This window comes from Nocardia sp. NPDC050378 (genome assembly GCF_040655675.1).
Taxonomy (GTDB): Bacteria; Actinomycetota; Actinomycetes; order Mycobacteriales; family Mycobacteriaceae; genus Nocardia; species Nocardia coubleae.
Genome location: NZ_JBFAKI010000033.1, coordinates 1 through 13,570, shown reverse-complemented (window position 1 = coordinate 13,570; position 13,570 = coordinate 1). Strand labels below are relative to the sequence as shown.

14 protein-coding genes and 2 tRNA genes are annotated in these 13,570 nt (G+C 67.7%); 6 read left to right on the top strand and 10 right to left on the bottom strand.

Going from position 1 to position 13,570, the window contains the following annotated elements; all coding sequences use genetic code 11:
* Positions 1-246: 246 nt before the first annotated feature.
* Complete coding sequence (locus tag AB0I35_RS32120) at positions 247-1,413, bottom strand: phosphotransferase (RefSeq protein ID WP_357400067.1); 1,167 nt, start codon at positions 1,411-1,413, stop codon at positions 247-249.
* A 51-nt stretch (positions 1,414-1,464) separates the two neighbouring features.
* The gene (locus tag AB0I35_RS32115; protein ID WP_357400066.1) at positions 1,465-2,793 is read right to left on the bottom strand and encodes a cytosine permease; all 1,329 of its coding nucleotides are present in this window, start codon (positions 2,791-2,793) and stop codon (positions 1,465-1,467) included.
* 49 nt (positions 2,794-2,842) lie between these two features.
* On the opposite strand from AB0I35_RS32115, the gene cmrA reads away from it, so the two are divergent.
* Positions 2,843-3,646: a mycolate reductase gene (gene cmrA / locus AB0I35_RS32110; protein WP_067486092.1), complete on the top strand. Its 804-nt coding sequence runs from the start codon at positions 2,843-2,845 to the stop codon at positions 3,644-3,646.
* 4 nt (positions 3,647-3,650) lie between these two features.
* Here the strand turns inward: cmrA and AB0I35_RS32105 are convergent, their stop codons facing one another.
* The gene (locus AB0I35_RS32105; RefSeq protein WP_357400065.1) at positions 3,651-4,547 is read right to left on the bottom strand and encodes a LysR family transcriptional regulator ArgP; all 897 of its coding nucleotides are present in this window, start codon (positions 4,545-4,547) and stop codon (positions 3,651-3,653) included.
* A gap of 71 nt (positions 4,548-4,618) precedes the next feature.
* On the opposite strand from AB0I35_RS32105, the gene AB0I35_RS32100 reads away from it, so the two are divergent.
* Positions 4,619-5,239, top strand: a complete 621-nt coding sequence (locus AB0I35_RS32100) for a LysE/ArgO family amino acid transporter (protein ID WP_357400064.1) — start codon at positions 4,619-4,621, stop codon at positions 5,237-5,239.
* 1 nt (position 5,240) lies between these two features.
* On the opposite strand, the gene AB0I35_RS32095 is transcribed toward AB0I35_RS32100, so the two are convergent.
* The 3 genes from AB0I35_RS32095 to AB0I35_RS32085 form a co-directional block, all read right to left on the bottom strand.
* A complete protein-coding gene (locus AB0I35_RS32095) occupies positions 5,241-5,585 on the bottom strand; it encodes a hypothetical protein (RefSeq protein WP_357400063.1) in 345 nt (114 codons plus the stop codon).
* Positions 5,586-5,665: 80 nt separating this feature from the next.
* Positions 5,666-6,295 (bottom strand): transglycosylase SLT domain-containing protein, encoded by a 630-nt coding sequence (locus AB0I35_RS32090; RefSeq protein WP_067642507.1) that lies wholly within the window; start codon positions 6,293-6,295, stop codon positions 5,666-5,668.
* A 562-nt stretch (positions 6,296-6,857) separates the two neighbouring features.
* Positions 6,858-6,930: transfer RNA gene (locus AB0I35_RS32085), tRNA-Lys, on the bottom strand.
* A gap of 232 nt (positions 6,931-7,162) precedes the next feature.
* Here AB0I35_RS32085 and AB0I35_RS32080 point away from each other — a divergent pair.
* Positions 7,163-8,371 (top strand): Ig-like domain-containing protein, encoded by a 1,209-nt coding sequence (locus tag AB0I35_RS32080; RefSeq protein WP_357400062.1) that lies wholly within the window; start codon positions 7,163-7,165, stop codon positions 8,369-8,371.
* Between the two features lie 55 nt (positions 8,372-8,426).
* Here the strand turns inward: AB0I35_RS32080 and AB0I35_RS32075 are convergent, their stop codons facing one another.
* The 3 genes from AB0I35_RS32075 to orn form a co-directional block, all read right to left on the bottom strand.
* Positions 8,427-8,768 (bottom strand): hypothetical protein, encoded by a 342-nt coding sequence (locus AB0I35_RS32075; RefSeq protein ID WP_357400061.1) that lies wholly within the window; start codon positions 8,766-8,768, stop codon positions 8,427-8,429.
* Positions 8,769-8,923: 155 nt separating this feature from the next.
* A tRNA-His gene (locus tag AB0I35_RS32070) sits at positions 8,924-8,996 on the bottom strand.
* 54 nt (positions 8,997-9,050) lie between these two features.
* Positions 9,051-9,689 carry an oligoribonuclease gene (gene orn, locus AB0I35_RS32065; RefSeq protein WP_357400060.1) on the bottom strand — a complete coding sequence of 213 codons (639 nt, stop codon included), beginning with the start codon at positions 9,687-9,689 and terminating at the stop codon, positions 9,051-9,053.
* Positions 9,690-9,861: 172 nt separating this feature from the next.
* Between orn and AB0I35_RS32060 the strand changes: the two genes are divergently transcribed.
* Entirely contained in the window at positions 9,862-11,523 is a 1,662-nt protein-coding gene (locus AB0I35_RS32060; protein WP_357400059.1) for a helicase HerA-like domain-containing protein, read from the top strand.
* On the opposite strand, the gene AB0I35_RS32055 is transcribed toward AB0I35_RS32060, so the two are convergent.
* Positions 11,524-11,973, bottom strand: coding sequence for a MarR family transcriptional regulator (locus AB0I35_RS32055; protein WP_357400058.1), 450 nt, complete (start codon positions 11,971-11,973; stop codon positions 11,524-11,526).
* 69 nt (positions 11,974-12,042) lie between these two features.
* Here AB0I35_RS32055 and AB0I35_RS32050 point away from each other — a divergent pair, with 69 nt between their 5' ends.
* The gene (locus AB0I35_RS32050) at positions 12,043-13,014 is read left to right on the top strand and encodes a pirin family protein (RefSeq protein WP_357400057.1); all 972 of its coding nucleotides are present in this window, start codon (positions 12,043-12,045) and stop codon (positions 13,012-13,014) included.
* A 117-nt stretch (positions 13,015-13,131) separates the two neighbouring features.
* Entirely contained in the window at positions 13,132-13,431 is a 300-nt protein-coding gene (locus AB0I35_RS32045; RefSeq protein WP_067486070.1) for an excalibur calcium-binding domain-containing protein, read from the top strand.
* Positions 13,432-13,570 lie beyond the last annotated feature (139 nt).

Below are 13,570 nucleotides of genomic sequence, written 5' to 3'. Positions count from 1 at the left end.
TCCCACTCTTCCCCGACCCGACTCTCTTCCGATCTCGAAGCGCATGTGCCGCAGGCGCTTCGAGCGCTGTTCGCGCGGCCGGGCCGCTACGCCGCTTCGCGGCGGACCCTCCTCGAGGTCGGGTCGTGCGGGGCTGGGATGCGGTCATGGCGGACTTAAGTGGTGCCGTGTGGCTGGGGGGTGCGGTAGGTGGCCGCTCCGTGCAGTACCGCACAGCTGAAGATGCGCAGGTCGGCGGCATGTCCTTCAGTGGGCGGACAGGTCGTGGAGCAGTGATCTGAGGTCGTGGCCTTCGGATGTTTCGTACCAGCGCAGGTGTCCCAGAAGCCAGTCGTTGTAGGCGATTTCGGCGTTGCGGGGTTCCTGGGGAATCGTGAGGAAGTAGTCGATCTCGGAGAGTTCGTAGCCGATGTGTGCCAGTGGGAGCAGATCCGGTAGCAGCCGGCTTTCCGCGTGGTTCAGCGGACGGATGGACTGGTAGCCCTCGAACAGGGCTGTGATCTGGTCCGTACGAACGTTGGCGGGGCCACCTTCTCGGAGGGAGATCCAGTCCACGGCGGTACGTTCCACGGCGGTGGCGAGGTCGAAGACGGCGGTGGTGCGGTCGGACAGGCCGAAATCGATCACCGAGGTCACCTCGTGGTCGCGCCAGAGGAGATTGGTCGGGTGCCAATCACCATGCGTCCACAAGGGTTCGACGGTGGTGAGGTCGGTGCGGAGGTGGGGGACTTCCGTGCGCCAGTCACGGGTGGCGAGGAAGGCCGCGAGAGCGGGCCGACGGGCGATGTGCCATTCGAAGGTGCTGATGACGTCGCCGTGCATGCTGGCGAGCAACGGGCGGGCGGGGCGGGCGGGGGCATCGAAACCCTCTGCCGCCGAATGAAATCGGGCCAGCATCGTGCCTGCGCCGGCGGCGTCCTCGATGTCGCGGAACGGTGTCCAGGAAAAGTCCGCGCGATACCGATCGCCCCCCTCCCCCACCCGATGAACCTCATAGACGAACTCACCCGAACCACCGCGTACAGCCCCGAAGCCATCGAGCTCCCCGCCGAACCGGCGCTCTCCGGCCTCGCTGCGCCGACCAGCCGCCCACAACTCGGACCCGTCGATGGTGCGTACCTCCGGCACCGGAATCCCGCGTGTTCGCAGATGCGCCATGAACCGGTGCTCCTCTGCCAGGGCACCCGAGTCACGCAGCGCACTCGGCAACCGTTTGACGACGAATCGCTCCCCACTGCCGGTACACACCCGGACCGTCGCGGAAAGTGGTCGCGCACTGTGCCATTCGATCGTCGCCCCATCGAAGCCCCACGTAGTCGCGACGGACGAGGCGGCTTCGGCTTCGGTGAGCGCGGGCCATGTCGGTGCGGCCAGCGGCTCGTCGCCCATTCCGAAAACGCGCTCCTCATCCATCGCTCGGACTCCGTTCGGCCGCCCGGAGCCTCGGGGAGACGCTCGGCCGAATCACCGTCGCCGACCGACGACCACGACGACACCGGTCGCGGCACCGGCCGCGAGGAACGAGAAGAGTGATGCCGACGTCCACCAGGTCGGATGCACGCCGAGCGTGTCCTGGAGCCCGGTCCAGCGGTCGGCCCACCACGACACCGAGCCGGGGTTGCAGAGCTGGTACACCACGAAGCCGATCGCCCAGGGCAGCAGCATGATCGGGCGGGCGGGCGAGTTGTCGGACAGGTCCCAGCCGGTTCGGCCGCGCCCGAAGAAGTAGTCGACCACAAGTACGGCGGTGAGGGGAACGAACACCGAGCCGATGAGCAGCAGGAAGTTCGCGTAAGAGCTGAAATCGCGCACATTCAGCGCGAAGACGGTGGCGAGCACGCCGACGACGGCGGCCAGGATGCGGCGATCCACGCGCGGCAGCAGATTCTGCAACGACATGGCCGTGGAGTACACGTTGGCGAAGGATTGGTCGGTCTCGCGCAGCACGAGCACCGCGAAGAACACCCAGCCCGCGGTGATCCCGAGGAACGAGTCGAACAGCTGGTTCGGGTCGCCGCCCACGTGCAGCAGGGCGACGATACCCAGCAGGTAGCACCAGATCTGGGCCACCGAATACCCGATCACGGTGGCACCGCCCGCCACCTTCACCGACCGCGAATGCCGGGTGTAATCGGCGGCCAACGGCACGAACGACACCGCGACGGCGAGCGCGGTGTCCACGGCGGGAAAGAACCCGGCCCAGGAGGTCTGTCCCATATCCGGCAGCGGCTGCCGCAACATCTGCACGGTGAAATACAGCATCGCGATACCGACCGCCACGGTGACATAGCGCCGCAGGATCCCCACCACATGCATCGGCCAGATCGCCATCACCGTGCTCAGCACACCGGCCGCGATCACCGCCACCGCGTGCGGCACCCGGTCGCTGGTGAGCGCCGCGATACCCGCTGCGATCACGGTGAGCTCGTACACGCCCCAGCCGATGCACTGCACCACATTGGCCACCGTCGGCAGCCCGGACAGTCTGGTGCCGAACAGCCCACGGAAGTTGGCCATCGCGGGCGCACCGGTTCCGGCGCCTACCGCACCGGCGGCGGCCACCATGGAGGTGCCGACGATCGTGCCGACCACGGTCGCCAGCACCGCCCCGAGCAGCGGCAACCGGTCGTACCCGGGCGGTTGCAGCACATAGATCGCCCCGGTGAACCCGATCAGGCTCACCCCGAGATTGGTCCAGAACGCGGCCTGATCGGCGAAACCGAATGTGCGCGGCGGCTCGGTGGTGAGCAGCAGCGGCGCCTCCTGGGCGCGCGGTGAGGAGTCAGTTGTCATAACAACTGCCATGCTATGGCCGGGCGGGCGATCCCCTAAGCTTCGCCGTGTGAGCCTGCCCTCCCCCACTGCTGACAATCGTGCCGTCGTCACCGGTGCGTCCTCCGGTATCGGTACCGCCCTGGCCGCCGAACTGGCCGGGCGCGGCTATTCGCTGATCCTGGTCGCCCGGCGCGGAGAGATCCTGACCGAACTGGCGCAGCGGCTGACGCTGGCACACGGCATCACCGCCGAGGTCCGCGCCGTCGACCTCGCCGACCGCACCCAGCGCGCGAGCCTGGTCGACGAGTTGTCGGTGCGTGATATCGCCATCCTGTGCAACAACGCGGGCATCGCCACCTTCGGCCCTGTCGCCGAACTCGACTTCGCCTACGAACGCGCGCAGATGGAACTCAACGCCACCGCCGTGCACGACCTGACCCTGGCCGTGCTGCCCGGCATGATCGAGCGCAAGGCGGGCGGCATCCTGATCAGCGGTTCGGCGGCGGGCAATATGCCCATCCCGAACAACGCCACCTACGCCGCGTCGAAGGCCTTCGCCAACACGTTCTCCGAGTCGCTGCGCGGCGAACTCAAGGGCAGCGGGGTCAATGTCACCCTGCTGGCGCCCGGTCCCGTGCGCACGGAAACGCCTGCGCCGGAAGAGGAGTCGATCGTCGACAAGATGGTCCCCGACTTCTTGTGGGTGTCGAGCGAATACACCGCGAAGGTGTCGATCGACGCCCTGGCCCGCAACAAGATGCGCATCGTCCCCGGCCTGATCAGCAAGGGCATGAGCGTCGCGGGCAACTACGGTCCGCGCGCGATGACCGCCCCGATCGCGGGCGCCTTCTACAAGAAGCTCGGCGGCTGACAGCTCACTCGACGGGCAGCAGAGCTTTCGCGGCGGCCGTGATGATGGCGTCGGCGACCGCGTTCAGGGCGGGCGAATCCAGCTTCCACTGTTGCCAGTAGAGCGGCACATCGATGCGGGCGCGGCCGTTGATGTTCACCAAAGTGCCTTCGGCCCGGTCGGTTTCGGTCTGCAGGTCGGGCAGCATGCCCCAGCCCATGCCGAGCCGAACCGCCTCACGGAACGCGGTCGAGGACGGCACGAAATGTGTCGGCGGATCGGCGGGCTGCTGATTGGCGCCGCGCAGGTGCCGGGCTTGCAGGTCGTCGTTGCGGTCGAACTGGATCATCGGCACGTGGGTGTAGGAGCCCGGGCGCGCGCCGTCGGGGAACCAGTACTGCGCGAAGTTCGGCGTGGCGAGCGCCTGATAGCGCATGGCGCCGAGCGGTCGCACCCGGCAGCCCTGCACCGGGGTGGCGGTAGCGGTGATCGCGGCCATCACCGTGCCGTCGCGGAGTAGCCGGGTGGTGTGTTCCTCGTCTTCGCGGTGTAGTTCGAGACAGGCGACGCTGGAGACCCGCGAGACGGCGGGCAGCACCCACGTCTCGAGCGAGTCGGCGTTCACCGCGATCGGAATGCGGGCGGGTCGCCCGGCCGGCCGGTCAGGTTCGCCGAGTTCACGCGCGGTATCCGCGGCGAGCACCTCCACCTGTCTGGCCAGTCGCAGCACGGCGAGCCCCGATTCGGTGGCCCGCACCGGCTTCGACCGCTGCACGAGGATGCGGCCCGCCGCGTCCTCCAGCGCCTTTATCCGCTGGCTGACGGCCGAGGGCGTGAGGTTCAATCGGCGGGCCGCCGCATCGAAGGTGCCTTCGGTGAGCACGGCGTCGAGCGCGCGTAGCTGGTCGAGCTGCAGGTCCACATCAGCGATTCTAACGGTTCTGCAGAATTATTAGCTGGACTGAATGTAGCGAGGTTCCTAGCGTCAGGGATATGACGACATCGTCGGCCGCAGTGGCCGCACTCTCCGGGTTGGGTTTCGGGCTCTCGCTCATCGTCGCGATCGGCGCGCAGAACGCGTTCGTCCTGCGACAGGGTGTGCGCGGCCGACACATCCTCCCGGTGGTCGCGGTGTGCGCGCTCTCGGATGTGGTGCTGATCGCGGCCGGGGTGGCCGGGTTCGGCACCGTCGTCGAGTCGTACCCGGCGGTCGTGACCATCGCGCGGTGGGCCGGGGCGGCCTTCCTGGTCTGCTACGCCCTGTTCGCCGCCCGGCGGGCGTTCGGCTCGTCGGCACTGCAGGCCGACCTCACGGGCACCTCGGCGGCACTTGGCGCCTCGGTGCTCACCTGTCTGGCGCTCACCTGGCTCAACCCGCACGTCTACCTGGACACACTCGTCCTCTTCGGCTCGTTCGCCAGCACCTGGGCGCCCTCGGAGCGCTGGTTCCTCGCGGCCGGGGCGATGCTGGCCAGCGTGCTGTGGTTCTTCGGCCTCGGTTACGGCGCGAGTCGACTCGGCCCGCTGTTCGCGAAGCCCCTCGCCTGGCGCATCCTCGACTCGCTGATCGCGGTGGTGATGCTCGCACTCGCGATCGGTCTCGTCCTCGGCTGACTCAGGACTGCGACGACCACGGTGTCACCGGCGGCTTGACCCACAGCAGCTTCTCGTCGGCATGGGCGCGGCGTGCCGCCTCGTGATCAGGGTTGCGGGCCGCCCAGGCGTCCTTCTGATCGAGCAGGTCGGCGACCACCCGCCACGTCTCGTCGGTGCTCGGCGGATTGGTCTCGGCGGCACGGGCGAGCTTGCGCAGCGTCGGCGCGGACAGGGCGCGCAATTCGGCGCTGCTGATGTCGCGCGCCCAAAGGTAGGCCGCCAAGCGGCGGGCCTTGGCTACGCGGCTGGCTGTCGCCGCGTCGGAATGCGCGTGATCGGGTGCCTGATCGGCGCTGTCTGGCACGAGGGCATTCTAACGGCGAACGCCCGCGCCCCGGTCTTCCCCAAACCGGTGCGCGGGCGCAGCTGTGTTCTCAGTGCGTATCAGTACGCGCTGTTGACGTTGTCCATCGAGCCGTAGCGGTCGGCGGCGTAGTTGCAGGCCGCGACGATGTTGGCCACGGGGTGCCACACGTCGAAGGGGGTGCCTTCCACGTGGTAGGCGGCGAAGGTCGGGTCGATCACCTGGAGCAGGCCCTTGGAGGGGATGCCCGCGGCGGCGTTGGAGTCCCACAGGTTGATGGCCTGGGGGTTACCGGTCGACTCGCGCATGATGTTGCGCATGATGCCCTCGTAGCTGCCGGGGATGCCCTTGGCGGCCATGATGTCGAGAGCCTCACGGATCCAGCCGTCGAGGTTGTTCGGGTACACCGGCGCCGCGGGGGCGGGCGCGGGCATGGGGGCGGGCGCCGGCTCGGGGGCCGGGGCCGGGGCGGGCAGCACCTCGGGAGCGGGGGCAGGCACGGCCTCCACGGCGGGGGCGGGGGCAGCACCGACGGCCGGGATGGCCTCGGCCTGCTCGACGACCATGGCGGCACGCTGCGGGACGCTGTCGTCGGCGAAGGACACCGCCGAGGACGCGGCAACGGCCACCAGGCCGACCGCGGCGACCGCCACGGTGAACGCCTCGCGGCGGTGGCCGATCATGGAGTTGAGCTTGTCTTTGACGATCATGTTCTTCTCTGTTCCTTCATCTCTGTCTGGCGACCGCAAGGCCCCGGTGGGGGCGCGGTGGACCGCGCAGCGCGCGCAGCGGCGCACGCCGGTCAGGCGATGTGTTGTTTCTGTCGGTATGGGAATGTGCGACGCTGTGGTGACGGAGACGCTCGATGGCTGTCCCGCTCGTCGCACGGTGCTCCACAGCTGGCTGCGGGGAGACCACGCGCTGTTCGGTATCCGGGTTCCCGGTGGCTAACCAAACCGCAGGTCTGTTTGTGACCTGATGACAGAATGGTCACGGCTGGTTAACGCGAGGTGAACGAAATCTGAACGGACGGTGCTGGCGATCTTGGTCGTTGCTACCAGTGGTTGCAGAATCGTTATGTATGCAGGGGGTTTAGAACTGCGGTGACCGTGGTATGGGTCACAGAAAAAGTTTGCCCGAATCAGGTTTCCTGGCTGTTCGCGGTGGCAAAACGTGCGCGCGAGGCCCCGAAGGTAACGATCGATGACGGGGCTGGCAGACCGCAAAAAGACCGCATCCCGGCAGTGGTAACTGCCGGGATGCGGTCTACTGTGCGCCATCAGGGACTCGAACCCCGAACCCGCTGATTAAGAGTCAGCTGCTCTGCCAATTGAGCTAATGGCGCTTGTCTTTGCTCCGCTCTGCGGTGCGGAAGAAACATTAACAGGCCCGAGGGCGAAAAGTGAAATCGAGCCCTGACCAGCACCGATGCCGATCGGTTCGCAGTGTTAACAGATCGGGTCCCGGCACGTATCTAACGATTGCCCACCCGGGTCGTGTCGCGGCGCTTTCGACGTTGGTGGCGACCGGGCGGGCTGGCAGAATGGCGGGGCGTCGGTATGGAAACGGGGTTGGACATGGGTAAGAAGCGGGGGAAACCTCGGTCATTGCGGATGATCGTTCCGGTGGCACTGTTGGCGGTTTTCGCCCTCGGTGCCTCCGCGTGCTCGTCGGCCGAGGGTGCCGGGGTCGAGGTGGCGATCGACCGTAACCCGATCACCGAACTCATCAAGCCGAAACTGGTCTCCGAGATCAAGGACGGCCAGGTCGGTGTTTCGCCGGGGATGCCGCTGAAGTTCCAGGTGCAGGACGGCAAGTTCACCGAGGTGAAGCTGACCAACCAGCAGGGCACGCAGGTGTCGGGTCAGCTCGCGCCCGACGGGCGTTCCTGGGCCACCACCGAGGTGCTCGGTTACGGCAAGACCTATCAGCTCTCGGCCGCCGCGATCGGCCTCGGCGGAGCGAACTCCTCCACTCTGAGCTTCACCACGAGCTCACCGAACAACCAGACCAAGCCGTACCTGATGCCCGGCGAGGGCGAGGTGGTCGGTATCGGCCAGCCGGTGGCGATCCAGTTCGACGAGAACATCCCGGACCGCCGCGCCGCGCAGGACGCCATCAAGGTCACCACCGATCCGCCGGTGGAGGGCGCGTTCTACTGGGTGAACAATCGCGAAGTCCGTTGGCGCCCAGAGCATTTCTGGAAGCCGGGTACGCGGGTGAACGTGGAGGTGAACGTCTACGGCAAGGACCTCGGCAAGGGTCTGTACGGCCAGGACAACCTCACCTCGCACTTCACCATCGGTGACGCGGTGATCTTCACCGCTGACGACAACACCAAGCAGGTGACCGTCGAGCGCAACGGCGAGGTGATCATGACCATGCCGACCTCGATGGGCAAGGACTCCACGCCCACCGACAACGGCATCTACATCGTCGCCGACAAGCACGAGAAGATCATCATGGACTCGTCCACCTACGGTGTGGCGGTGAACTCCGCCGACGGTTACCGGACGCCGGTGGACTACGCCACGCGGATCTCCTACAGCGGCATCTTCTTCCACTCGGCGCCGTGGTCGGTGGGTCAGCAGGGTTACTCGAACGCCAGCCACGGCTGCCTGAACCTGAGCCCCGCCAATGCCCGCTGGGTGTACGAGAACGCCAAGCGCGGTGACATCACGATCATCAAGAACACGGTCGGCGGGACGCTGTCGGGCGTCGACGGGCTCGGTGACTGGAATATTCCGTGGGCGGAGTGGAAGGCTGGCAACGCCGACGTCTCCTGACCCATACAGCCGAAAAGGCCGCCGGATGTCTCCGGCGGCCTTTTTCGTGTCCTGATCAGACCGGGGTGGGCAGATCGGCGCAGTCCATCATGGCCTCGCCCGCCACGGCCATGGCGCTGCCGAGGGCCCCGCAGAGGATGCGTCCACCGAACAGCAGGCGGTCGAGGTTTGGCAGGCCTGCCGAGCCGGTGCCGGAGGAGCCGGTGGTCTCGAGGCCGCCGGTCGATCCGCTTTGCGCCGATCCCGTTTCGGGCGGCCCCGGCAGTTCCATGCCGCCCGAGGGGGCGGCCGTGAAGTCGGTGAGGGGCAGGCCGGGGGTCTGCGCCGCCGAGGTGCCTGCGACGGGGCCGAGCACGGTGGCGGCCGCGAGGGCCACGACGACGGTGGAACGCTTCATCAAGGGTCTTTCCGGTCGAACGAGGATATGGCGGCCCACACATTTGGGCAGCCGTCCAGAGTGTAGCGGTTCAAACGTGACCTGCGTCATGAAGTGGAGGCGGGCTCCTACGACGAAGAAGGCCCCGATCCAGAGGATCGGGGCCTTCTCTTCGGGGTGACCGACGGGACTCGAACCCGCGACAGCCAGGATCACAACCTGGTGCTCTACCAACTGAACTACGGTCACCATCACCGGCTTGCACCGGCGCGGTAAATACTAGCTTGTACCGGCCCCAATGCCCTAATCCGCTGGTCGTGGCCCTGTTCCGGTGACGTCGACGGCCTCGGTGACCGCCGCCGCGATGCTCGCGATGTCGGCCGAGGACGGGCCGGGCGGCGCCACGAAGGCGGTGCGCCGGTAGTACTCCAGCTCGCGGATGGACTCCTTGATGTCGGCCAGCGCGCGGTGCGCGAGCCCCTTCTCCGGCTGACCGAAGTAGATGCGCGGGTACCAGCGGCGGCACAGTTCCTTGATCGAGCTCACGTCGACCATCCGGTAGTGCAGGTGCGCGTCCAGCTCGGGCATATCGCGCGCGATGAAGCCGCGATCGGTGGCGATGGAGTTGCCGCACAGCGGCACGGTGCGCGCGGCGGGCGCGTACTGGCGCACGTAGTCGAGCACCTGCTCCTGGGCCTGCTCGAGGGTGACCGTCGAGCGCCGGACCTCCTCGGTGAGACCGGATTTCGCGTGCATGTCGGCGACGACGGGTGGCATGCAGGCCAAGGCCGCGTCATCGGCGTGGATGACGATGTCGACACCGTCACCGAGAATGTTCAGGTCGCTGTCGGTCACGAGCGCGGCGATCTCGATCAGCTTGTCGCTGTCGAGACGGAGCCCCGTCATCTCGCAATCCATCCAGACCAAGAGTTTGTCGGACACCCGAGCCACCCTAATGGGGTATCGGCGCGCCTCGCCGACAGGTGTGTCTCGCGGGCGCGGCGGAGGTGTTTGCCGACGACACCCGCCGAAGGCCACCACAGGGATGACCGGCACGGATACAGTTTGCCTGAGATTGTCCGTTCATGTTCTTGCGATCGAGACGGAGGACGCGATGACCACCCCTCAGGAGAAGGCGGCAGCGGCTCGCCTGGCAGCCGAAGAGGCGGCGCGCGTCGCCGCCGAGGCAGCCGCCGCGGCGGAGGCCGCCGAGCGGGAGGCGGCGCAATCGGCTTCGGCGGCAACGTCACCCGACGCCTCGGCCGGGTCGGGTGGCGCCGCACAGATCGCGGCCGGCTACGCCTTCGACGGTCAGGCCCTGGAGCTTGGCACCGTTGTCGTCGACGGAACCACCGATCCCGCTGCGCGCGTGCGTATTCCGTTGCGCATGATGAACCGCCACGGGCTCGTCGCGGGAGCGACCGGCACGGGCAAGACCAAGACCCTGCAGGGCATCGCCGAACAGCTCTCGCGGGCGGGAGTTCCCGTGGTGCTCGCCGATGTGAAGGGAGATCTGTCGGGTCTGCGCGACCCCGGTGCCGACAACGACAAGATCCGCGCTCGCGCGGCCGAGACCGGCGCGAACGACTGGACGCCGAGCGGTTTCCCCACCGAGTTCGTCTCCCTCGGCGCCGAGGGTATCGGCGTGCCGATCCGCGCCACGATCACCTCCTTCGGCCCGATCCTGCTCAGCAAGGTCCTCGGCCTCAACGACACGCAGGAGTCGACCCTCGGGCTGATCTTCCACTGGGCCGATCAGCGGGGTCTCGCCCTGCTCGATCTGAAGGATCTGCGCGCGATCATCACTCACCTGACCAGCCCCGAAGGCAAGGAAGACCTGAAGGGCATCGGCGGGGTGTCCAGCCAGACCGCCGGGGTGATCCTGCGTTCGCTGGTGAATCTCGAGGCCGAGGGCGGTGACACGTTCTTCGGCGAGCCCGAACTCGATCCAGCCGATCTGGCCCGGGTCGTCGACGGTCAGGGCGTCATCACGCTGGTCGAACTGGGTCGGCAGGCGGCGCGGCCAGCGCTGTTCTCGACGTTCCTGATGTGGGTGCTCGCCGAACTGTTCCAGACGCTGCCCGAAGTGGGTGACGTCGACAAACCCGAGCTCGTCTTCGTCTTCGACGAGGCGCATCTGCTCTTCGCCGACGCCTCCAAGGCGTTCCTGCAGCAGATCGAGCAGACCGTGAAGCTGATCCGCTCCAAGGGTGTCGGCGTGTTCTTCTGCACCCAGCTGCCGACCGACATCCCGAACGAGGTGCTGTCGCAGCTCGGCGCCCGCGTCCAGCACGCGTTGCGCGCCTTCACCCCCGACGATCAGAAGGCGTTGGCGAAAACGGTTCGCACGTATCCGAAGTCGACGGTCTACGACCTCGAGGAGGCGCTCACCAGCCTCGGTACCGGTGAGGCGATCGTCACAGTGTTATCGGAGAAAGGTGCGCCCACCCCGGTCGCCTGGACCAAGATCGTGCCGCCGCGGTCGCTGATGGACACCATCGGTGACGACGCCATCCGCTCCGCCGCCCGGTCGAGCTCGTTGCAGGGCAAGTACGGGCAGAGCATCGACCGTGAATCGGCCTACGAGAAGCTGCTGGCCAGCGTGGCTGCCGCACCTGCCCCGGAAACAGCCCCGCCGCCTGCCGGACCGGACGCGGACTCGGCGGCCGAACGGATCATGAAGAACCCGGCCGTGAAGAGCTTCCTGCGCTCGGCGGCCAGTGCGGCGGGCCGGGAGATCAGCCGCAGCCTGTTCGGCACCCGGCGACGCCGGTAGTCAGCCCTCCTCGATCGCCGAGGTGACCTTGGCCGACAGCGACCGCAGCGCCGCGCTCTCCTCCGGACTCATGTTGTCCACGAACAGTTTTCGCACCAGCTCCACATGCTCCGGCGCGGCCGCGCGCAGCACCGCGCGCCCGTGCTCGGTCAGGGTGACGACGATGCCGCGCGCGTCGTCGGCGGCCGGCGCCCGGTCTACCAGCCCCCGTGCCGCCATCCTGGCCAGCTGCTTGGACAGCCGCGACTTGTCCCAGCACACCTCGGCCGCGAGATCCCTGGCCCGCAGACGGCCCTGCGGTGCGGCCGAGAGCGGAACCATCAGCTCGTAATCGGGCATCGACAGCCCGTGCTCGGCCAGCCCGGCCGCCAGCGCCGCGTCCAGCCGCTGCCGCATCCGGATGAAGGCCTGCCAGGTCTGCTGTTCGTGCTCGGACAACCATCTGGTCACGGGAATGATCCTATAACCAGAGTGGTTGACATGGAAACCAAGTAGGTTCCACACCAGGAGGCGCTTCCCATGCCCGCGATCACCGTCGACGACATCATGGTGCTGCCCCGGCTCCCCCGCCCGGACGTCACCGAAACCCAGCGGCCGGTACGTCAGATCGTCACCGCCCACCGTCAGCGCGAGGGGGCGGGCTTCGAGGTGACGCGCCCCTTCCCCAGCGTCGACCTGCGCGCGGCCGACCCGTTCATCCTGCTCGACCAGATGGGCCCTGTGGCCTATGAGCCCTACGAGGCCAAGGGCGCGCCGTGGCATCCGCATCGCGGCTTCGAAACCGTCACCTACATGCTCGACGGCACCATGGTCCACCACGACTCCCAGGGTGGCGGCGGCGTGATCGGCGAGGGCGACACCCAGTGGATGACGGCGGGCTCGGGCATGCTGCACGACGAACTACCCGAGGAGAAACTGGTGATCTCGGGTGGCCGGTTCCACGGCATCCAGCTGTGGGTGAACCTGCCGCGCGCCCAGAAGTTCGCCACCCCGCGCTACCAGGACCTGCGCGGCAGCGAGCTCACCCTGGTCAGCTCGCACGACGGCGGCGCCCTGGTGCGGCTCATCGCGGGCGAGGTCGGCGGCTTCGCCGGGCCGGGCTCCACCTACACCCCGATCGCCTACGCACACGCCTCGATCAGCCCCGGCGCGCAACTGGAAACCCCGTGGCCGCAGGACTTCACGGCCATGGCCTACGTGCTGTCGGGCAGCGGCACGGCAGGTACCGACGGCAGGCCGATCCACACCGGACAACTCGTGATGTTCGGCAAGGGCGAGGCCATCACGCTCACCGCCGACACCACACAGGACTTCGGCGACCTCGAAGTGCTGCTGCTCGGCGGAAAACCGTTGCGCGAACCCGTGATCCAGTACGGACCGTTCGTCATGAACACCCGCGCCGAGATCATCGAGGCACTCGAGGACTTCCAGGCCGGACGGATGGGCACCGTGCCCGCCGAGCACCTCACCGGACGCAGGCTCGGCGAGTAACAGGCGAGGCACACGCGGTGCGGTTGACAAGCGGGGGCCACGTCATGAAGGTTGACTTCGCCGCCCGAGGCGTGTGTCCGGGCCAACATCCGAACCGCAGCAGACATAGAGGAATTCATGAACGTTCGTCGGCTCACTGTCAGCCTCGCCGCCGTAGGCCTCGGCCTGCTCGTCGCCCCCGCCGCCCAGGCGAATCCGTTGGTGACGGGCTCCGCGGGCACCGGCTCGTCCAGCTTCGACTCCCTGCTCGGCGCCACCGGCTCGGCCAACCTGGTCCAGTCCGGTTCGGCCGGCGGTGCGTTCCGCAGCTGCGACGAGGCGATGGCCGCCGGTCGCGCCCCGCTGTTCCGCGGCGAAGCGGGCTACTCCCCCCACCTCGACCCCGACGGCGACGGCCTGGCCTGCCCCACGCAGTAATTTTGGAGCGCTGGCGCGCTCGAGTTGGCGGCCCCTGAGGTCCCGCTGCAGAACGCCCGGACCGATGAACGCGATGGCCTGTCCGCCCATCGGCAGCACCACGTTCACGTGCTTGCCACGGAAGAACGCCTCGGCGTCG

Excerpts from the sequence above, each read along its gene's own strand:
- AB0I35_RS32075 (WP_357400061.1), bottom strand. The coding sequence starts at position 8,768 with ATGAAGCGTTCCACCGTCGTCGTGGCCCTCGCGGCCGCCACCGTGCTC.
- AB0I35_RS32100 (WP_357400064.1), top strand. The coding sequence starts at position 4,619 with ATGACGACATCGTCGGCCGCAGTGGCCGCACTCTCCGGGTTGGGTTTC.
- AB0I35_RS32115 (WP_357400066.1), bottom strand. The coding sequence starts at position 2,793 with ATGACAACTGACTCCTCACCGCGCGCCCAGGAGGCGCCGCTGCTGCTC.
- AB0I35_RS32120 (WP_357400067.1), bottom strand. The coding sequence starts at position 1,413 with ATGGATGAGGAGCGCGTTTTCGGAATGGGCGACGAGCCGCTGGCCGCA.
- AB0I35_RS32090 (WP_067642507.1), bottom strand. The coding sequence starts at position 6,295 with ATGATCGTCAAAGACAAGCTCAACTCCATGATCGGCCACCGCCGCGAG.
- AB0I35_RS32050 (WP_357400057.1), top strand. The coding sequence starts at position 12,043 with ATGCCCGCGATCACCGTCGACGACATCATGGTGCTGCCCCGGCTCCCC.
- AB0I35_RS32060 (WP_357400059.1), top strand. The coding sequence starts at position 9,862 with ATGACCACCCCTCAGGAGAAGGCGGCAGCGGCTCGCCTGGCAGCCGAA.
- AB0I35_RS32080 (WP_357400062.1), top strand. The coding sequence starts at position 7,163 with ATGGGTAAGAAGCGGGGGAAACCTCGGTCATTGCGGATGATCGTTCCG.
- AB0I35_RS32045 (WP_067486070.1), top strand. The coding sequence starts at position 13,132 with ATGAACGTTCGTCGGCTCACTGTCAGCCTCGCCGCCGTAGGCCTCGGC.